The organism is Neisseria subflava (assembly GCF_005221305.1).
Lineage (GTDB): Bacteria > Pseudomonadota > Gammaproteobacteria > Burkholderiales > Neisseriaceae > Neisseria > Neisseria subflava.
Window position 1 is genome coordinate 1876665 of the sequence record NZ_CP039887.1, and the last position, 17908, is coordinate 1894572.

The following is a 17908-nucleotide window of genomic DNA, read 5'->3' on the forward strand; positions in this document are numbered from 1 at the left end:
AGAAAATAACGAACGTAATCAATAAAAACTAAAAGGCCGTCTGAATTTTATTTTTTCAGACGGCCTTAAAAACAGTAACTAATTGTAAATAAATAATAAAAAAGTTCTATAGTATAAATTTCCCTATCGGTGATATTTTCAAAATTTATCAAATTTAAAAGGTTGATTTACAACAAAAATTAAAACCGCCTTATCTTTTATAGTTGGCATATTGCTGGTGCAATCAGCAATCCATGACATAACAAACGCATAACAAAGGAACCCTCCTATGCCACGTTTAAAACTCCACCAAATCGCTTTGGCTTTGGCCGTTTCTGCCGCGCTGACCGCCTGCGGCGAGAAAACGGCTCAAACAACCGAAACCCCTCAAGCAGCTTCTGCCGCGAGCGCTGCCGATGCTGCCGCAAGCACCGCCGCCGTTTCAGCCCCTCAAAATTCCGCCGATGTTTCTGACGAAGACAAAGCCCTGTTAGAACGCGCGCAAGCTACGTTCAAACCTTTGCCTGACTTAGCCGAAATGCAAAAAGTCCGTCCGTTTACCGAAGAACAGGTCAAACTCGGCCAACAACTTTGGTACGAAAACCGCCTGTCCAAAGGCAACACCGTCAGCTGTAACTCTTGCCACAACTTGGCAACTGCCGGCGTAGACAACATGCCGACCAGCGCGGGCCACAAAAGCCAATTCGGCGGCCGCAACTCCCCAACTGCTCTGAATGCCGCCTTGTTGGGCAGCCAATTCTGGGACGGCCGTGCAGCCGATGTGGAAGAACAAGCCGGCGGCCCATTGCTCAACCCTGTTGAAATGGCCAACGCGACCGAAGCCGATGCCGCCGCCAAAATCGCAGGTATCCCTGAATACCAAGAAAAATTCAAAGCCGCATTCCCTGAGGACGGCGCGGTTTCCATCAAAAACATCACCACCGCATTGGGGGCGTTTGAACGTACCCTGCTGACTCCGACCCGTTGGGACGACTACCTGAAAGGCAACGTATCTGCCCTGAGCGAACAAGAACGCAAAGGCGTACGCGCATTTATGGACAACGGCTGTATCGCTTGTCACAACGGCGTCAACTTGGGCGGTGCCATGTTCCAAAAATTCGGTTTGGTGGATGGTCCTTACTGGAAACACATCGACGATCCTAAACACGACAAAGGCCGTGCGGATGTAACCAAAAAAGCCGAAGACGAATTCTTCTTCCGTGTTCCCGGCTTGAGAAACGTTGAACGCACCTATCCATACTTCCACAACGGCAGCGTTTGGGAATTGGATAAAGCCGTCAACATCATGGCGAAAGCCCAATTGGGTAAAACCCTGGCTCCGGAAGACACTGAAAACATCGTTGCCTTCTTGAAAGCCCTCTCCGGCAATGTTCCTGAATCTGCCCGAACCATGCCTGAGCTGCCTGTATCCACCGATGTCAAATCCCGACCTGACAACAAATAAGGTTTAGCGCAAAACAAAGGCCGTCTGAAAATCCGTTTCAGACGGCCTTTTTGTTGCCGGCCATATGGGCGGCTTTGTTTCACGATTCCACACAATATGGTAATCTTGAGCCGATTTTCACCATACATCCGAAAGGAACATCATGAGCCTGATTATTGAAGACTTGCAAGAAGGCCACGGCAAAGAAGCCGTCAAAGGCAAAGAAATCACCGTACATTACACCGGCTGGTTGGAAGACGGTACCAAATTCGACTCCAGCCTCGACCGCCGTCAACCGCTGACCATCACTCTGGGCGTCGGCCAAGTGATTAAAGGTTGGGACGAAGGCTTCGGCGGCATGAAAGAAGGCGGCAAACGCAAGCTGACCATTCCTTCCGAAATGGGCTACGGCGAACGCGGTGCAGGCGGCGTGATTCCTCCGCACGCGACCTTGATTTTTGAAGTCGAGCTGCTGAAAGTGTACGAATAAGCATTTGACGCTTCAAAAGACCGAGGCCGTCTGAAACCCGAAGTTTGGTTTTTCAGACGGCCTGTTTTTATCAAGATTCGGTATAATGCCCTCTTTTACAAGCAAACCATTTCCCAAGGAACCCCCATGCTTTTACCCGAACAAGTCAAAACCCTGATTGAAGGCGTTACCCCTTGCGAACACGTCGAAGTCGAAGGCGACGGCCATCACTTCTTCGCCGTAATCGTTTCCTCCTCATTTGAAGGCAAAGCCCGCCTCGCCCGCCACCGCCTAATTAAAGACGGCCTCAAGCCGCAACTCGAAAGCAACGAATTGCACGCGCTGTCTATTTCCGTTGCCGCCACTCCGGCCGAATGGGCTGCCAAACAGGCTTAATTCGGAATCAAATAAAAGGCCGTCTGAAAAGTTTTCAGACGGCCTTTTTCATACATATCAAACAGCGCAGGCAATCGATACAAACGCCAAACCGCATTCGACAACACGCAATCGCTGTGTAAACCCTACCGGCAAACCGCCAAACTAGCCCTGCCGTTTCGGGAAAAACTGCACCACATTCTCCCCTTGCGGCAACACCAATTTCTTCACGGCATGGCCGTACACGGTTTCAAGCGTGATGTTCAGACAGCCTTCGTCGGCAAAAATCTTATCCACACATTCCTTTGCCGCTTGCGGATTGCTGAACTTCAACGCGTTCCACAATCCCAAGGTTTCCATATCCTGCCAAAACGTCCCGGCTTTTTTATAGCTCAGCTCAAGCTTGGCCGTGTCGGTTACCGGATCGTAAAAGCCGTTGTCGGCGAGCATATCGCCCAAGTCGTGCATATCAATCAGCGTGGGTGCTTCGCATTCGATGCCTTCATGGTTCAGACGGCCTGTCAGCTCGCTCAGGCTGTCGCGGCCAAAGTGCGTGAAAAACAATAATCCGTCCGTTTTCAAAGCAGCGGCCCAGTTTTTCAATACCGGCAAAATATCGTCGGCGCGGCTGAGGCTGAGGTTGGCCCACAACATATCGGCGGATGCTTCGGGCAACGGCGCGGTCAGGGCTTGGCAATGCTGCGGAATGGTTTTGCCGGTCAGCTTCTGCCAGAAACCGCCTTTGCGCGCGACGGCGGCGGTTTTTAAAAAATCGGCATTCGGATCGTATTCTTCAAACACGGCGTCGGGATAACGCGCGGCCAGCAGGCTGCGGCTGATGTCGGCATCGGCACCAATCAGCATGATGCGTTTGGGTGCATTGCGGACCAGCTGCAGGCGCTCGTCGGTGTCTTGGGCGAGATGGCTGTGAATCTGCCAACGTTTGTCTTGTTCGGTCATGGTGGGTCGTGTCAGCGGGCTTTGCCCGACAATGTTTTTATGGTTTAAGGCTGTTTCAGACGGCCTTTTCGACAAAATTGCGGTAGGTTTCGGCAAATTCGTCGGCATGGCTTAAAAAGGGCGCGTGCGCGGCTTTGTCGATAAGGACCAGCTCGCTGTCGCTCAAATGGCGGTGTAAATATTCACCCATGCGCGGCGGCGTGATGGCATCTTTCTGTCCAAACACCAGCAATGACGGCGTTTGAATAAGCGGCAGTAACGGACGCGCATCGGCATGGTTGACCGCTTCAAGCGCGGCCTGTAAGGCGGAAGGCGTGCCGCAGCGCGCCAAATCGGGCAATACGCGGTTTAAGATTTCGCCTGAATGGGGCGTGTGCAACAGTTGCAGTTGTAGAAACTGTTTAATATGTTTGGCATAATCCTGCTGGAATGCGCCGACCATCTTGCCCAAGGCAGGTTGTGCCAAGCCTTCGGGATAATCCGTGTCGGCAGTCAATCGGGCAAAACTTGCCGTCAGGCAGAGCGATTGGATTTTGTCGGGATAAAGCGCGGTCAGATACAGGGCAACCAGTCCGCCCAGCGACCAGCCGAGAATGTGTGCCGGCGTGTCGATTTGTCCGGCGAAGGCTTCGGCAACGGCGGCAATATCAAACGGTTCGGCAAAAGGCGCATCGCCGTGTCCGGGCAAATCAAGCGCGCGGACGTCCCAATCGACAGGCAGGCGCGGTATCAAATCGTCGAATACATGGCGGTTCGCCGCCCAACCGTGTATCAGATAAACTTTTTTGGCGGAGTGTGGCATGAATGTTCTTTCTTGGTGGCGCAGTTTGAAACAACTCAATGCGCGACGTTGCGTATTATGCCACGATTCCGTTTCAGACGGCCTTTGCCGAGGCTGCGCAAACGATTTGACGGAATATTTTATCGACGCGGCACAAAGCTGCCCTTTGTGTTTCCGCCATATCGCGGGCGGGGCAGTGTGCGGCAGTTGTCAGAAAAAGCCGCCTGCATTTGATAGAATGTGGGCCTCGCTGTACTACGAACCGCCCGTCAGCAGCATGATACGCGAGCTGAAACACTTGGCCGATTTGGGTATGAGCCGGCCGTTGGCTGATTTAATGTGCCAAAACGCACCGGACTGGCTGGCGACGGAACACTTCGATTTCGTCCTGCCCATGCCTTTGAGCAAAGAGCGGCGGCTCAAGCGCGGATTCAACCAAAGCGAGGTATTGACGGATATTTTGGCAAAACGCTACGGCTGGACGCTGCTGCCGCGCCACGCGGTTTTCAGACGGCATGGCGAGCCGCAAAGTACGCTGAAAAGCGGCGAACGTCTGCGAAATATCAAGAATGCATTTAAAATCAAAGCCGAATTACCGAAGGCGTGTAATATTCTGTTAATTGATGATGTCTTTACCACCGGCTCGACTTTAAACGAATTGGCGAAAACGCTGAAAAAATCAGGCGCAGGTAAGATTTTTTGCTGGAGTTTGGCACGGCCGCCAATGAAAAAATAGCTTAAAGTTTTTGACACCCATGGAACATTTCGGCATTATGCCACTCTATAAGTGATTGATTTATATGTTTACCATAGTTTTGTACCAACCCGAAATCCCGCCCAATACGGGCAATATCATCCGCCTGTGCGCCAATACCGGTGCTGATTTGCACTTGGTCAAGCCGCTTGGTTTCCCTCTGGATTCGTCCAAAATGAAACGCGCGGGTTTGGATTATCACGAGTTTGCCAAACTGACGGTACATGAGAATTTCGAAGACTGCCTCAAGGCACTCGAAGGTCGCCGCATTTTCGCGCTGACCACCAAAGGCTCCACCCGCCCCGACGAAGTTTCCTTCCGTGAAGGCGATGTGTTGCTGTTTGGTCCCGAAACACGCGGTCTGCCTGCCGAAGTTCTCGACAGCCTGCCTGCCGGACAAAAAATCCGCCTGCCGATGATGCCCGACAGCAGGAGCATGAATCTTTCCAATACCGTCGCCGTCATTCTGTTTGAAGCATGGCGACAAAACGGTTTTGCCGGCGGCGTATAACAGGCCGTCTGAAACCGCTGCGTTATCAACTCAAGAACGGAACCCGTTTTGACTTTTACTAAAAAAACCCTCCTTTCCTTAGCCGCCGCTACCATCGGCGTCCTTTCCATCAATACCGCCGTCGCCGACAGTGTGGTCCGAGTCGAAAAACTGCATCCTTCTGCCAATCGCAGTTACAAAGTTGCCGGCAAACGCTACACGCCGCTGACCAAAGTTTCCTCTTTCAGCCAAACCGGCAAAGCCTCATGGTACGGCAACCAATTCCACGGCCGTAAAACTTCCAGCGGCGAGCGTTACAATATGAACGCCCTCTCCGCCGCCCACAAAACCCTCCCTATTCCCAGCTACGCACGCGTGACCAATATGCAAAACGGCAAAAGCGTCATCGTCCGTGTCAACGACCGCGGCCCTTTCCACGGCAACCGCGTCATCGATGTTTCCAAAGCCGCCGCCCAACAATTAGGTTTCATCAACCAAGGCTCGGCCAACGTCAAAGTTGAACAAATCATCCCCGGCCAAACCGCCGCTCAAACCATTATTTCCCCAAACAACAAAGAATTTTTTGTTGATTTGAAATCCTTCGGTACCCAACGCGAAGCGCAGGCTTATTTGAACCAAACCGCACAAAACCTACCATCCGACAGCAAAATCATGCTTGAAAAACGCAACTACGAATACGTTGTCAAAATGGGTCCGTTCAGCAGCCAAGAACGTGCCGCCGAAGCAGGCGAACGCGCCCGTCATCTGAACCTGGCATCCGCCATCTGATTTCGTCCGCGTTACCGCTGAAGTTTGATACAATACAAGGCCGTCTGAAACCCGATTGCAAGGTTTCAGACGGCCTTTTTTAATCACAGGGGAACACCATGATCAGCAGGCTTACAGGCAAATTGATTGAGAAAAATCCGCCGCAGGTCGTTATCGACGTCAACGGCGTCGGTTATGAAGCCGACGTTTCCATGCAGACTTTCTACAACCTGCCCTCCGTTGGTGAAGCCGTCCATCTCTACACCCAGCTGGTCGTCCGCGAAGACGCGCATTTGCTGTTTGGTTTCGCCTCAGCCGAGGAACGCGCCACCTTCCGCCAACTGGTCAAAGTCAGCGGCATTGGTGCCAAAACCGCATTGGGCATTTTGTCGGCCATGAATGCCGACGAGCTGGCGCAAGCCATTGCCGAAGAAGACGTCAAACGCCTCTCCTCCGCCCCCGGCATCGGCAAGAAAACCGCCGAACGCATGGTGTTGGAACTGCGCGGCAAACTTGTATCCCATACCGTTTCAGACGGCCTGTTTGCCCCTGCTGCCGTTGCCGACGAAAGCCAAGACATCATCAACACCCTGCTTGCCCTCGGATACAACGAACGCGAAGCCAAAGCCGCCACCAAAGGCATTCCCAAAGGTACGGAAGTCGGCGAAGGCGTGCGCCTGGCCTTGAAAAACCTGCTCAAATAAGGCCGTCTGAAACATGAAGGCATTGGCACTGAGCGTCACCCTCTTGCTGAGCGCGTGCGTCTATACCGAGACTCCGTATGGGCGCACCGCCGTCTTGGACCTGCCCGTCCACTCGCAAACCACCATCAACAAAACCGTAACCATCAACGCCCCGCCGGGAACGACCGTCATTTACCAAGACAGCCAGCCCGTTCACAACCATCCGGCTTATCCCGTCTATCCGCGCCGGGTTTATCATTATCGATAAACAACGCTGACCGTTTGAAACCATATGTTCAGACAGCCTGTTGAGAGACCAACCATGAAATACATCCTTCCCCTGCTTTTATTCCTAAGCGCCTGCACACCGGACACCAAGACCACAGATGCCGCATCCTCCCCAAAAACACACGGCTTTGCACACCGCCTGACCGAAGGCGAAAAACTACTGACCCAAGCCTTCATCAAACAAGACCTCGCCGCCTACTTCAAACACGAAACCGGCGGCGCATTTGCCGAACAAGCCCCCTTATTCTCGGCCCAACAACTTGCCGAACAGAAAAACATCCCCCAAAACGATGCCATCGGCGTTTACGGCAAAATCATCAAAACCCAAGGCCGCACCGCCTGGCTGCAAACCGACAAGCAAACCCTCAAACTCGATTTGGCCGAACCGCTGCAAGAAGCTCAAGGCGAAGTTACCCTTGTCTGCCAACACGAAAACACCGCATTCCAAGACTGCCAAACAGAAGAAAACTTCGCCCGACGCTTTACCGAACAAATTTTCTCGGCGGTCGAGTCCGGACGCGTATCCGCCCAAACAGACGCACCGGCCGAAGAAATCATGGCCGGCCGCCTTATCCCGTTTTTGAGTGCCGCCAGCGACTTTACCGGCAACTTCAAAGCCTGCGCCACCACCATGACCGAATACTGCACCAGCCGCCTGGCACGCGAAATGCCCGAATCCGCAGTCCGCAAAAAAGCACAGGAATTGGGTTTAACCGAGATAGCATTTAAAAAGAAAAAATAAATATCAGGCCGTCTGAACCTTATGGCGACTGTGCTATAATCCGCGACTCATACAGGTCGGACAGACAGTCGCCGCGTATCGCGTAAGGCATACGGGGAGGAAAGTCCGGGCTCCATAGAGCAGAATGCCGGCTAACGGCCGGGCGCGGCAACGCGACGGAAAGTGGAACAGAAAGCAATACCGCCGATGATTGCCTTCGGGCAAAACAGGTAAGGGTGAAAAGGTGCGGTAAGAGCGCACCGTGCATTTGGTAACAAAGCGCAGCAGGCTAAACCCCATTCGGAGCAAGACCAAACAGAACGCGATGACGCTGCTCGCCGAGCGTTCGGGTAGGTTGCTTGAGCACACCAGCAATGATGTGCCTAGAGGAATGACTGTCCGCGACAGAACCCGGCTTACCGTCCGAGCTGTATGCCCCCATACCGCGGCAGGTTTTAAAAACCTACCGCATTTTTATAGAAATAAAAAGGCCGTCTGAAACCTGAATCTTGGTTTCAGACGGCCTTTTTTTTAAACCGCTGTTTATGGACGGTATTCCGGTTTCATGCCGTTGGGCAGAAGCTGCCATACATAGCCGGTGGTTTTCATTTTGCCGGCCACTTCGCCTGCTTCGTCGCCATATCCCCAGAAATAATCCACACGGACCGCGCCTTTAATCGCGCTGCCGGTATCTTGCGCCATAATCAGGCGGTTGAGGGCTTTTTTAGTGGTCGGGTGGGCAGTGGCGACAAATAATGGTGCGCCAAGCGTGATGTAGTGACGGTCGATGGCACCGGCGTATTCGCCCATCAATGGCGTACCCAATGCGCCCACCGGGCCGGAATCACTGCTGCCGGTCAGCTCGCGGAAGAAGACGTAGCTTGGGTTTTGTCCCAAAACTTCGGCAAGGCGGCCGGGGTTTTGCTTCATATAGGCCTTGATGCCCTGCATGCTGGTCTGACCCAGCGGCAGATAGCCTTTGTCCGCCATATAGCGGCCAATGGAAACATACGGATGTTCGTTTTTATCGGCAAATCCGACACGGATGTATTTACCGGACGGCGTTTTCAGACGACCTGAACCTTGAATGTGCATAAAGAAAAGTTCGACCGGATCATCTGCGTAACCCAAAATCAGCGCTTTGCCGTTAAGCGCGCCGCCGTTGATTTGGCTGCGGGTGTAGTAAGGAACGAAACGGCTGCCTTCAAAACGGCCTTTCAACGCAGTGCTGCGTGCTGTAATCGGGAATCTGGACAAATCGGCCGTGTATGTGCCGCTATTGTCGATGACGCCGCTGTTTTGACCGGTTTGGCGGATGCGGACGGTGGCTTTGCTGCCTCTCAAGTTTGTAGCCAGCGGAACAGAAACAAAATCGTTCGGAATGCCGTAAATAGGGAAACGGGATTGGCTTGTGGATTTGTCGTCGCCGTGCAGGACCGGTTCGTAATAGCCGGTAATGGTGCCGGCAGGATTACCGCCATTGTCAACGCGCCATGCGGTGAAATAGCGTTCAAAGAAGTGCTTGGCTTGGAAATGGTGCGCCGGCGTTTGCATGGCTTGGATACAAACGTCCTGCCAGCCTTGGCGGTTTTTGAGTTTTTCACAGCCTAAGCGGAAAGATTGCAGGCTTTGGGCGAAGTGTTGGGTGTTCCAGTGTGGCAGTTCGTTGTAGGAAACAACGGTGTAGTTTGCTCCTCCTCCGCTCACAGTCGTACCGATGGGATCAGGCGTACCGGTGGGGCGGTCAGGGCCTTTGATAACGCTGGTGCCGGTTTCGGGAAGGTTTTTAATGCTTTTGCTCGGACAGGCAGCAAGAATGGCTGCGGCAATGCTGACGAGCGTAATGCGGTACAGGTGTTTTTTCATGGAATCAATAACGTGTCGAAAGGCCGTCTGAAAGCTATTTTTCAGACGGCCTATGTTGGAAAGTGCTGATTTTAACACAAAAAAGCCATTTATCGGCGCGGCGGCAATTTGACGACAACCGTATCGGCCAGCATATCGTAGAGCGTACGGCGGTCGCGTTTGACGGAAAAGAGCATGATGAAGTTGATCAGTAAAATCAGTAGGGAACAAATTAAAATGTTTACTTTTAATACAAAGTATGCAGAAATCAAGATGACAAGTACAATCAAGCCCCATGCTAATTCTCGTACTAACACCGTACCAAGAAAACCCGGATTGCTGCCATTGCTTTTCAATACTCGAATACGCATGATCTTTTTACCCAAGGATTGACCATAGCGGCTCATATAATAAAGCTGAACAATACCGACAATTAAATATACGATAGAGGTCAATCCTAGCATCTGTGTCATATCGGCCCGCTCGCTGACACTTATTATAAGCTCTTGTGTAAAAGCAATATTTTTCTGCTTGGCAATTGCTGCTGTCTCAGTATATAAAATATAATAATAGGGTAAAAAAATAATTACATTAAATAAATAATTCAACAAATATGCCGCGACCCGTGACCATACTGAAGCAATATGGACATCCACTATTTCCGTTTTAGGCAAATCCGACAAATTGATTTCGCTCATTTAATCTTCCTCTGTGCTATTTAATGAGATGCAATTTCATTGCCATCTTAACCTATTTTTCCATCATTCTAAAAAATTTCGATAAAAACCTTTACATTTTCCGCAGACGGCGTTAAAACACTTGTTTTCCCCTTTGTTATAGTGGGTTAACAAAAATCTGAACAAAGCGGCAGGCGATACCATTCCGATTTTTGTTAATGCACTATAAAACTTATCAGGATTTTCTTCTCAAGGAGTAGCACATGAAAGTAGGTTTCGTCGGCTGGCGCGGTATGGTCGGCTCTGTTTTAATGCAGCGTATGAAAGAAGAAAACGACTTCGCCCACATTCCCGAAGCGTTTTTCTTTACCACTTCCAACGTCGGCGGCGCGGCCCCTGATTTCGGTCAGGCAGCCAAAACATTGTTGGATGCCAACGATGTTGCCGAATTGGCAAAAATGGACATCATCGTTACCTGTCAGGGTGGCGATTACACCAAATCCGTCTTCCAACCCCTGCGTGACAGCAGCTGGAACGGCTACTGGGTTGACGCGGCTTCTTCCCTGCGCATGAAAGACGATGCGATTATCGTCCTCGACCCTGTCAACCGCAACGTCATCGACAATGGTCTCAAAAACGGCGTGAAAAACTACATCGGCGGCAACTGTACCGTTTCCCTGATGCTGATGGCTTTGGGCGGTTTGTTCCAAAACGATTTGGTCGAATGGGCAACCAGCATGACCTATCAAGCCGCTTCCGGCGCGGGTGCGAAAAACATGCGCGAACTCATCAGCGGCATGGGCGCGATTCACGCCAAAGTGGCAGACGAGCTTGCCGATCCTTCCAGCGCGATTCTCGACATCGACCGCAAAGTGTCCGATTTCCTGCGCAGCGAAGACTATCCGAAAGCCAACTTCGGCGTACCGCTCGCCGGCAGCCTGATTCCGTGGATTGACGTGGACTTGGGCAACGGCCAGTCCAAAGAAGAATGGAAGGGTGGTGTGGAAACCAACAAAATCCTCGGCCGCAGCGACAATCCGACCGTAATCGACGGCTTGTGCGTGCGCATCGGCTCTATGCGCTGCCACAGCCAAGCCCTCACCCTGAAGCTGAAAAAAGACCTGCCTGTTTCTGAAATCGAAGCCATCTTGGCAGGTGCAAACGATTGGGTGAAAGTCATCCCTAACGAAAAAGAAGCCAGCATTCACGAGCTGACTCCTGCCAAAGTTACCGGCACGCTGTCTGTTCCTGTCGGCCGTATCCGCAAACTGGAGATGGGCGGCGAATACATCAGCGCATTCACCGTCGGCGACCAACTCTTGTGGGGCGCTGCCGAGCCGTTGCGCCGCGTATTGCGCATTATCTTGGGCAGCCTGTAATTTAGGTTGGCATGAAAAAAGCAACGGTTTGAGCCGTTGCTTTTTTTGTCACAACAAGGCCGTCTGAACCTTTCAGACGGCCTTGTTTCCTATTCTTTCTTACCGGCCAAACCAATTTCTTTGGTGGAGTCGTCAACTTTGATTTGCGCCTTACCGGCAATTTCTTCAGCCTGCGGGCCGAAGAGTTTCAAATCGTAACGGCCGTTTTCGATACCGTTCAAACTGGTTTTACCGCTGATGGCGGCTTTGCCATTGTTATTGGCAATACCTGCGGCAAGCAGGTCGACATTATTGTGGGAAGCCATGCTGCTGATTTTGCCGTAACCTTGTTTTTTATCGAAATCGACGGTGTATTTCAGACGGCCGCTGCGGTCGTCGCCGTTAAACGCAATGCCCGAATACTGATAGCTGCCTTGTTTGGGCAAATTGCGGTAAGCGGTTTCATCGCCTTGGACTTCGCCGACGGTGAATGTGTATGTATCGAGGTTTTGCAGCTTGCCCGCGTCATCGGCTTTTTGTTTGGCGTAACGCGCGGCAACAGCGGAATAATTTTGTTTATACACTTGGAAGTCGCCCGTTTCCAAAGTGATGACTTGGCCTTTTACCTTAATTTTTTGGGCGTAGTCGTAAGAGGACACTTTATCGGTTTTCAAAAAGCCGGTATCGAGTTTGCCGCCTTTTTGCAGGGTTTGCGTTTTACCGTTGGCCGTCAGCTCCAACGTACCGTTTTCAGGGACGGATTCGTTCAATTCAATGGACAACACGCCTTTCGGATGCGGATTGAGCGGTTCGGTCACGGCATTCGACAAGCCGCTTGTTGCGCCGCCGCAGGCAGCCAACATCAAAGACAGGGAAGCAGTCAAAGCAGAAACATGAAAAGTTCTCATCATTTTTTCCTTTCCTTTTTATTTGGTATGATATTTATTATATACCTAAAAAAATGAACAATAAATGATTTTTGTCAAAATTAAGTATTTTGAATATTGATTTTATAAATATTGAAACATTTTTAAAACAACGGATATTCCGTTAATCCAGTATCCATTCCGCTATAATCATTTTATTTTGCAAACGGATTTCATCATGCCGAAAATCACCCTTATCGCCGCCTACGCCACCCGCCGCTGTATCGGCATCAACAACACCATGCCTTGGCATTTGCCCGAGGATTTTGCCTTTTTCAAATCCTACACCACCGGCAAACCCGTCATTATGGGCCGCAAAACATGGGAGTCGCTGCCGCGCAAGCCGCTGCCCGGCCGTCAAAATATCGTCATTACCCGCCAAGATTATCAAGCCGAAGGCGCGCAAACGGCGGCTTCTTTGGAAGATGCGCTGGCTTTGTGTCAGGGGGCTGAAGAAGTCATCATCATGGGCGGCGCGCAAATTTATGCACAAGCCCTGCTGATTGCCACGGATTTGCGTTTGACCGAAGTCGGTTTGGATGTGGACGGCGATGCGTTTTTTCCTGAGTTTTCCACAGAAACATGGCAAGAAACCTCTCGGGAAAACCATGTTTCCGCCAAAGGCATCGAATACGCGTTTGTGCATTATGTGAAGGCATAATCCGACAACGCAAAGGCCGTCTGAAACCCTGTTTTTCAGGTTTCAGACGGCCTTTTTATTTCATTTGTTTACGGCATTCCGTTTAAGCCGTTTTGTTTTTCAAAGGCAGCTTGATATGCGGTTTGGCCGGCTTGGGCGCTTCTTTCAGTCCAAGTTCGATTTGCTGCTCTTCACTCAACAAATTGCTCCAGTCGCCTTTTTTATACCAGTCGCGGCCGTCCAACTCGATTGGATGTTGGATGCGTTCGCAACCGTTGCCGCATTGCAAATCGTCTTCTTTGCAGTATTTGTCGCAACCCCAGCAGATACGCTCGGGATTTTTCGGGAAAATGGGAAATTTCTTGGCCATGGTGTTCTTCTTTTGTTTGTGTGCGGTATGGGCAGAATTATAAGTGATTTGAATGGGGCTGGCGGCGAGTTTATCGTGTTTTACGCTGATTTTTTAAGATGTGTTAACCTTTCAGACGGCCTATACTGTGAAAACTATCCCTATGCGGTACAACAAGAGGACCTGATATGAACATATGCCGTCTGAAGCCTGAATTTGTCGAGCCTTTAGCCCTCGCGCTGTTTGAGGAATGGCACGATTTTGAGCCGTGGTCGTCTCTGGACAAAATCCGTGCGTATTACGCGCAGTGCCTCGATGGGGATAACTTGCCGCTGGCGTTTGCGGCTGTGGATAACGAAGGGCGGCTGATGGGTTCGGCGGCATTGAAGCGGTTTGATATGGCATGTTTTCCCGAATACGAATATTGGCTGGGCGATGTATTCGTTTTGCCGCAGTTTCGCGGTTTGGGCGTAGGCAGGCAGCTGGTTTCGTTTTGCCTGGATAAAGCATGCGAACTGGGTTTGCCGCATCTGTTTCTCTATACGCCGGATATGCAGGCCGTGTATGAAAAGTTCGGCTGGAAAGAAATCACGCAGACTTGGCACAACGGGGAAACCGTATCCGTCATGAAATTGGATTTATAGCTTGAATAAAAGGCCGTCTGAACATTTGGTTTCAGACGGCCTTTGCCTTTTGAACAATCCACAACTACCCTATCCGCTTAAACGGCGGCAAACAGGCCAATAATTGCTGGCCGTAGCGTTGCGTTTTGACGCGGTTGTCGAGAATGGTCACGCGGCCGTAATCCTGTTCGGTACGGATAAGGCGGCCGACGGCTTGGATTAATTTGATGCTGGCTTCAGGCACCGTAATTTCGATAAAAGGATTGCCGCCGCGTTGTTCAATCCAACGGTTTTGGGTTTTCTCGATGGGATTATCCGGCATGGCAAACGGTAGCTTGGCAATGATAACTTGCACGCAGGCCGTGCCGGGCAGATCGAGGCCTTCGGCAAAACTGTCGAGGCCAAAAATAATGCTGGCTTTGCCTTCGGCAATGGCTTGATGGTGCCTTTGCAACAGGACAGTCTTGGGCAACTCGCCTTGTACAAGCAGAAGCGGCAAGTATTCGTCAGGCAGTCGTAAGGCGACATCCTGCATTTGCTTGCGCGAGGAAAACAGCACCAGCGTACCGATGGCTTCAACCGGCGAAACCAGCTTCGGCAACCATTCGACAATGGCGGCCGTATGCGCATCAGGGTCTTTGGGGCTGGCATGAACCGGCGGAATATACAGCTCGCCTTGCGTATCGAAATTAAACGGACTTTCCAATGCAAGCGTGGTGGTTTCGGGCAGCCACAGCAGGCCGGTTTGGCGCAAAATCAGGTTGAAGCTGCCGAGCGATTGCAGGGTGGCCGAAGTCAACACCGCGCCTGCCGCACGCCGCCACAGGCTGTTGGCAAGGTGGGATGCGCTGCTGATGGGGCTGGCGTTGAAAATGTAGTCGTTTTTGTCGTCGGCACGGCGGGTTATCCATTTCGCCAACGGCTCTTCGCCTTCAATGGGAACGGTGGAGAGCAAATCCCAAACCGCGCTGATTTGTTCGATACGGGCGATAAAAAGGCCGAACTCGCTGGTCAGGCGGTCGAGGAGCGCGCCGTCCTGCTCTTTTTCGCGGCGCGCGGCGGAAAGCGCATCGTTCAGCCCGACAACGTGTTTGAGCAGGCTGCGTGCAGCAATGGCCGTATTGGAAACTGTGGTTTCCAGGTCTTCGGGGATTTTGCCGTCTTCCCACAACCAAGTCGGTTCGTTGTGTTTCCGCCTGTCATTTTCAGACGACCCCAGACTTAAAGACGGCTCTTCCGCCAAATGGAACTGCCATTCGTGCAAACTGTCGAGCAAAGATGTGGCAGCTTCGTCGGCAAGGTTGGCAAGTTCGGCTTTATCGGTAAGCGCGGCAATTTTGCCGGTCAGCTGCGGCAGTTTTTCCAGCGTCCAAACGGCAATATTCCATGAATGTTCGGCGGCAAAGCGGCTGAGAGCTTTTTTGGGCAGGTGGTGCGCTTCGTCTATGCAATAGAAACTGTTTTCGGGCGCAGGCAGAATCACGCCGCCGCCCATGCTGATGTCGGCAAGCAGAAGATCGTGGTTGGCAACGACGACATCGACGGTTTCCAAGACATCGCGCGCCAGGTAAAACGGACATTCCGCACGGTTGGGACAGGCGGATTTCAGGCAGCCGTGGCGGTCGTTGGTAACTTTGAGCCAAATCGCGTCATCGATTTTTTCCGGCCAAGCATCGCGGTCGCCATTAAAACGGCGGGCGGAAAATTCATCGGCAATGTCGCGCAGCAGGTTCAATTCTTCCGGCTTGGGTTTGCTGTCCCACAACACTTCCGGCGCTTCAAAACCAAGCAGGTTTTGCTGGGCGTTGTTTTGCGTCAGTTGATAGAGTTTGTAGGGGCAAAGATAACGGCCGCGCCCTTTGGCAAGCGCAAAGGTCAGCTCCAAACCGCTTTTTTCGACCAGAAACGGCAAATCGCGGTCAACCAACTGCTCCTGCAAAGCCACCGTTGCGCTGCTGACAATCAACCGTTTGCCGCGCGTTTGCGCCATGATGCCGCCGGCTAAAAGGTAGGCCAACGATTTACCCACGCCGGTCGGCCCTTCAATTACAGCAATGCTCTCGCCCTCGCGTTTAGGCGCTTCTTCACCTTCTTCACGCGTCAACGTCCGCGAAAAAGCGTTGGCAATCGCCGCAATCATTTCCCGCTGCGAAGCGCGCGGACGGAAACCGGGCAGGTTTTTGCCGATGTTTTGGTAATGGTCGCGGATGGCGTTTTTTTCTAAATCGGTGAGCATTGAGGCCGTCTGAATGGGTTTGCAAGAATAGCGTATTTTAGCATTTTTACCTTCATGAAGCCTTCGTAAAGTCTTACTCTATTTTAGGGTTTGGCATTTTTATGGTGATGGACGAGCCGCAAAAGCATAATCGGTTTTAATCAAGCAAAAGGCCGTCTGAAACTTTAGCCGCACTGATGCAGAGGCACCCACAACTTTTGCTTGTCGGATTTGTTTTTCTCGTAGCGGTTCCACGCTTTCTCATGAAAATAAAAGACAACGGTATTGACGATGGGTTCAACCAAAGCCACCGCGCTGGAAACGCCGATACTGCCGGTCAGAATATAGGCGACACTAAATGCGACGCTGAAATGCAAAATAGCAAATGTAATGGTTTTAATCATGCTGTTTTCCTGATACATTGATGTTTTAATCGCTACATAATAATTATTATCAACTAACGCGTATATTTTAAATCCTTTATCCTGATTTAGATTTTATAAATCGATATTTTATTTCTGATAGGAATTTTATGAACCCGCTCCATATTGTCGTCCTCGACCGCGATACCCTCGTCAACCGCCCGTTTGACTTTGATTTTCCACATACATTGAGCAGCTACGGCACAACCGAAGCGCACGAAACACTGGAGCGTATCCGCGGCGCAGACATTGTGATTACCAACAAAGTCGTGATTTCCGCCCAAGCATTTGCCGAAAATCCACAACTCAAGCTGGTTGCCGTTACGGCGACAGGCGTCAACAATGTGGACGTTGAGGCTGCCAAACAAAACGGCACGGCAGTGTGCAATATCCGCGCTTACGGCAATGAATCCGTGGCGGAACACGCGTTTATGATGATGATTACCCTGATGCGCAACCTGCCTGCCTATCAGCGCGACGTTGCGGCAGGCTTGTGGGAAAACTCGCCGTTTTTCTGCCACCTCGGCGCACCGATGCGTGATTTAAACGGCAAAACGCTGGCGATTTTCGGTCGCGGCAATATCGGTAAAACGCTGGCAACTTATGCTCAGGCTTTCAAAATGAATGTCGTGTTCGCCGAACATAAAAATGCCCAAAGCGTCCGCGACGACTATGTTTCCTTTGACGAAGCCATCCGCTCCGCCGATGTCGTATCGCTTAATTGCCCACTCACGCCGCAAACGGCCAATATGATAGGCGAAGCCGAATTGCAGCAAATGAAACCCGGCGCCATCCTCATCAACTGCGGACGCGGCGGCTTGGTTGATGAAGCCGCTTTGGTTGCAGCGTTGAAATACGGCCAAATCGGCGGGGCAGGTTTTGACGTGTTAACACAAGAGCCGCCGCGCGACGGCAACCCTCTGCTGAAAGCCCGACTGCCCAACCTCATCGTCACGCCACACATTGCATGGGCAAGCCAAGAGGCCGCCAACCGCCTGTTTGACATCCTTTTGGACAACATCAACCGCTTCGTGGCCGGCAATCCGCAAAATCTGGTTTAACCTATGGAAAACCTGTTGATAAGGTTGTGAACAATTTTAAAGGCCGTCTGAAATATTCAGACGGCCTTTATTAATCCTTA

At 51.5% G+C, this 17908-nt stretch carries 21 protein-coding genes and 1 other RNA gene; 14 read left to right on the top strand and 8 right to left on the bottom strand.

The window, feature by feature from the left end; all coding sequences use genetic code 11:
* Positions 1–268 precede the first annotated feature (268 nt).
* The 3 genes from FAH66_RS09175 to FAH66_RS09185 all read left to right on the top strand — a co-directional run bounded on the left by FAH66_RS09175 (position 269) and on the right by FAH66_RS09185 (position 2288).
* Positions 269–1444 carry a cytochrome-c peroxidase gene (locus FAH66_RS09175; RefSeq protein WP_137041371.1) on the top strand — a complete coding sequence of 392 codons (1176 nt, stop codon included), beginning with the start codon at positions 269–271 and terminating at the stop codon, positions 1442–1444.
* Between the two features lie 139 nt (positions 1445–1583).
* Positions 1584–1913, top strand: coding sequence for an FKBP-type peptidyl-prolyl cis-trans isomerase (locus FAH66_RS09180; protein WP_137041372.1), 330 nt, complete (start codon positions 1584–1586; stop codon positions 1911–1913).
* A 126-nt stretch (positions 1914–2039) separates the two neighbouring features.
* The gene (locus FAH66_RS09185; protein ID WP_003686612.1) at positions 2040–2288 is read left to right on the top strand and encodes a BolA family protein; all 249 of its coding nucleotides are present in this window, start codon (positions 2040–2042) and stop codon (positions 2286–2288) included.
* A 144-nt stretch (positions 2289–2432) separates the two neighbouring features.
* Here FAH66_RS09185 and FAH66_RS09190 read toward each other — a convergent pair whose 3' ends face one another.
* Complete coding sequence (locus tag FAH66_RS09190; RefSeq protein ID WP_137041373.1) at positions 2433–3227, bottom strand: class I SAM-dependent methyltransferase; 795 nt, start codon at positions 3225–3227, stop codon at positions 2433–2435.
* Positions 3228–3282: 55 nt separating this feature from the next.
* The gene (gene bioH / locus FAH66_RS09195; protein ID WP_137041374.1) at positions 3283–4029 is read right to left on the bottom strand and encodes a pimeloyl-ACP methyl ester esterase BioH; all 747 of its coding nucleotides are present in this window, start codon (positions 4027–4029) and stop codon (positions 3283–3285) included.
* On the opposite strand from bioH, the gene FAH66_RS09200 reads away from it, so the two are divergent.
* The 7 genes from FAH66_RS09200 to rnpB all read left to right on the top strand — a co-directional run bounded on the left by FAH66_RS09200 (position 4028) and on the right by rnpB (position 8147).
* On the top strand, positions 4028–4744 hold the full coding sequence (locus FAH66_RS09200; RefSeq protein ID WP_137041375.1) for a ComF family protein: 717 nt from the start codon (positions 4028–4030) through the stop codon (positions 4742–4744). The two genes, bioH and FAH66_RS09200, sit on opposite strands and share 2 nt — an antisense overlap.
* Positions 4745–4808: 64 nt before the next feature.
* The gene (trmL, locus tag FAH66_RS09205; protein WP_049329344.1) at positions 4809–5273 is read left to right on the top strand and encodes a tRNA (uridine(34)/cytosine(34)/5-carboxymethylaminomethyluridine(34)-2'-O)-methyltransferase TrmL; all 465 of its coding nucleotides are present in this window, start codon (positions 4809–4811) and stop codon (positions 5271–5273) included.
* 48 nt (positions 5274–5321) lie between these two features.
* A complete protein-coding gene (locus tag FAH66_RS09210) occupies positions 5322–6041 on the top strand; it encodes a septal ring lytic transglycosylase RlpA family protein (RefSeq protein ID WP_137041376.1) in 720 nt (239 codons plus the stop codon).
* Between the two features lie 98 nt (positions 6042–6139).
* Positions 6140–6724 (top strand): Holliday junction branch migration protein RuvA, encoded by a 585-nt coding sequence (gene ruvA, locus FAH66_RS09215; RefSeq protein ID WP_137041377.1) that lies wholly within the window; start codon positions 6140–6142, stop codon positions 6722–6724.
* Between the two features lie 13 nt (positions 6725–6737).
* Entirely contained in the window at positions 6738–6971 is a 234-nt protein-coding gene (locus FAH66_RS09220) for a methionine-binding protein (protein WP_137041378.1), read from the top strand.
* Between the two features lie 54 nt (positions 6972–7025).
* The gene (locus FAH66_RS09225) at positions 7026–7733 is read left to right on the top strand and encodes a hypothetical protein (protein WP_137041379.1); all 708 of its coding nucleotides are present in this window, start codon (positions 7026–7028) and stop codon (positions 7731–7733) included.
* Positions 7734–7785: 52 nt separating this feature from the next.
* Positions 7786–8147, top strand: an RNA gene (gene rnpB / locus FAH66_RS09230) — RNase P RNA component class A.
* A 108-nt stretch (positions 8148–8255) separates the two neighbouring features.
* Here rnpB and mltA read toward each other — a convergent pair.
* Together mltA and FAH66_RS09240 are read right to left on the bottom strand one after the other, a co-directional pair.
* Entirely contained in the window at positions 8256–9578 is a 1323-nt protein-coding gene (mltA, locus tag FAH66_RS09235; RefSeq protein WP_137041380.1) for a murein transglycosylase A, read from the bottom strand.
* Positions 9579–9667: 89 nt separating this feature from the next.
* Complete coding sequence (locus tag FAH66_RS09240) at positions 9668–10255, bottom strand: RDD family protein (RefSeq protein WP_137041381.1); 588 nt, start codon at positions 10253–10255, stop codon at positions 9668–9670.
* 242 nt (positions 10256–10497) lie between these two features.
* Here FAH66_RS09240 and asd point away from each other — a divergent pair, with 242 nt between their 5' ends.
* Positions 10498–11613, top strand: a complete 1116-nt coding sequence (asd, locus tag FAH66_RS09245) for an aspartate-semialdehyde dehydrogenase (protein ID WP_137041382.1) — start codon at positions 10498–10500, stop codon at positions 11611–11613.
* Positions 11614–11702: 89 nt separating this feature from the next.
* Here the strand turns inward: asd and FAH66_RS09250 are convergent, their stop codons facing one another.
* Positions 11703–12500, bottom strand: coding sequence for a factor H-binding protein (locus FAH66_RS09250; protein WP_137041624.1), 798 nt, complete (start codon positions 12498–12500; stop codon positions 11703–11705).
* 196 nt (positions 12501–12696) lie between these two features.
* Between FAH66_RS09250 and FAH66_RS09255 the strand changes: the two genes are divergently transcribed.
* Positions 12697–13179, top strand: coding sequence for a dihydrofolate reductase (locus tag FAH66_RS09255; RefSeq protein WP_137041383.1), 483 nt, complete (start codon positions 12697–12699; stop codon positions 13177–13179).
* An 82-nt stretch (positions 13180–13261) separates the two neighbouring features.
* On the opposite strand, the gene FAH66_RS09260 is transcribed toward FAH66_RS09255, so the two are convergent.
* Entirely contained in the window at positions 13262–13528 is a 267-nt protein-coding gene (locus tag FAH66_RS09260) for a DUF3079 domain-containing protein (protein ID WP_003686685.1), read from the bottom strand.
* A 167-nt stretch (positions 13529–13695) separates the two neighbouring features.
* Here FAH66_RS09260 and FAH66_RS09265 point away from each other — a divergent pair, with 167 nt between their 5' ends.
* Entirely contained in the window at positions 13696–14151 is a 456-nt protein-coding gene (locus tag FAH66_RS09265) for a GNAT family N-acetyltransferase (RefSeq protein ID WP_137041384.1), read from the top strand.
* Between the two features lie 64 nt (positions 14152–14215).
* Here the strand turns inward: FAH66_RS09265 and dinG are convergent, their stop codons facing one another.
* Both dinG and FAH66_RS09275 read right to left on the bottom strand, forming a co-directional pair.
* Complete coding sequence (dinG, locus tag FAH66_RS09270) at positions 14216–16366, bottom strand: ATP-dependent DNA helicase DinG (RefSeq protein ID WP_137041385.1); 2151 nt, start codon at positions 16364–16366, stop codon at positions 14216–14218.
* Positions 16367–16530: 164 nt separating this feature from the next.
* On the bottom strand, positions 16531–16749 hold the full coding sequence (locus FAH66_RS09275; protein WP_003686746.1) for a DUF2061 domain-containing protein: 219 nt from the start codon (positions 16747–16749) through the stop codon (positions 16531–16533).
* Positions 16750–16877: 128 nt separating this feature from the next.
* Between FAH66_RS09275 and FAH66_RS09280 the strand changes: the two genes are divergently transcribed.
* Positions 16878–17828, top strand: coding sequence for a D-2-hydroxyacid dehydrogenase (locus FAH66_RS09280; protein WP_137041386.1), 951 nt, complete (start codon positions 16878–16880; stop codon positions 17826–17828).
* Positions 17829–17908 lie beyond the last annotated feature (80 nt).

What these genes read in the sequence shown, in the direction of transcription:
- FAH66_RS09225 (WP_137041379.1), top strand. Translation starts at nt 7,026, where the DNA reads ATGAAATACATCCTTCCCCTGCTTTTATTCCTAAGCGCCTGCACACCG.
- FAH66_RS09250 (WP_137041624.1), bottom strand. Translation starts at nt 12,500, where the DNA reads ATGAGAACTTTTCATGTTTCTGCTTTGACTGCTTCCCTGTCTTTGATG.
- FAH66_RS09275 (WP_003686746.1), bottom strand. Translation starts at nt 16,749, where the DNA reads ATGATTAAAACCATTACATTTGCTATTTTGCATTTCAGCGTCGCATTT.
- FAH66_RS09240 (WP_137041381.1), bottom strand. Translation starts at nt 10,255, where the DNA reads ATGAGCGAAATCAATTTGTCGGATTTGCCTAAAACGGAAATAGTGGAT.
- dinG (WP_137041385.1), bottom strand. Translation starts at nt 16,366, where the DNA reads ATGCTCACCGATTTAGAAAAAAACGCCATCCGCGACCATTACCAAAAC.
- FAH66_RS09280 (WP_137041386.1), top strand. Translation starts at nt 16,878, where the DNA reads ATGAACCCGCTCCATATTGTCGTCCTCGACCGCGATACCCTCGTCAAC.
- asd (WP_137041382.1), top strand. Translation starts at nt 10,498, where the DNA reads ATGAAAGTAGGTTTCGTCGGCTGGCGCGGTATGGTCGGCTCTGTTTTA.
- trmL (WP_049329344.1), top strand. Translation starts at nt 4,809, where the DNA reads ATGTTTACCATAGTTTTGTACCAACCCGAAATCCCGCCCAATACGGGC.
- FAH66_RS09185 (WP_003686612.1), top strand. Translation starts at nt 2,040, where the DNA reads ATGCTTTTACCCGAACAAGTCAAAACCCTGATTGAAGGCGTTACCCCT.
- FAH66_RS09175 (WP_137041371.1), top strand. Translation starts at nt 269, where the DNA reads ATGCCACGTTTAAAACTCCACCAAATCGCTTTGGCTTTGGCCGTTTCT.
- FAH66_RS09255 (WP_137041383.1), top strand. Translation starts at nt 12,697, where the DNA reads ATGCCGAAAATCACCCTTATCGCCGCCTACGCCACCCGCCGCTGTATC.
- mltA (WP_137041380.1), bottom strand. Translation starts at nt 9,578, where the DNA reads ATGAAAAAACACCTGTACCGCATTACGCTCGTCAGCATTGCCGCAGCC.
- FAH66_RS09220 (WP_137041378.1), top strand. Translation starts at nt 6,738, where the DNA reads ATGAAGGCATTGGCACTGAGCGTCACCCTCTTGCTGAGCGCGTGCGTC.
- ruvA (WP_137041377.1), top strand. Translation starts at nt 6,140, where the DNA reads ATGATCAGCAGGCTTACAGGCAAATTGATTGAGAAAAATCCGCCGCAG.
- bioH (WP_137041374.1), bottom strand. Translation starts at nt 4,029, where the DNA reads ATGCCACACTCCGCCAAAAAAGTTTATCTGATACACGGTTGGGCGGCG.
- FAH66_RS09200 (WP_137041375.1), top strand. Translation starts at nt 4,028, where the DNA reads ATGAATGTTCTTTCTTGGTGGCGCAGTTTGAAACAACTCAATGCGCGA.
- FAH66_RS09265 (WP_137041384.1), top strand. Translation starts at nt 13,696, where the DNA reads ATGAACATATGCCGTCTGAAGCCTGAATTTGTCGAGCCTTTAGCCCTC.
- FAH66_RS09260 (WP_003686685.1), bottom strand. Translation starts at nt 13,528, where the DNA reads ATGGCCAAGAAATTTCCCATTTTCCCGAAAAATCCCGAGCGTATCTGC.
- FAH66_RS09190 (WP_137041373.1), bottom strand. Translation starts at nt 3,227, where the DNA reads ATGACCGAACAAGACAAACGTTGGCAGATTCACAGCCATCTCGCCCAA.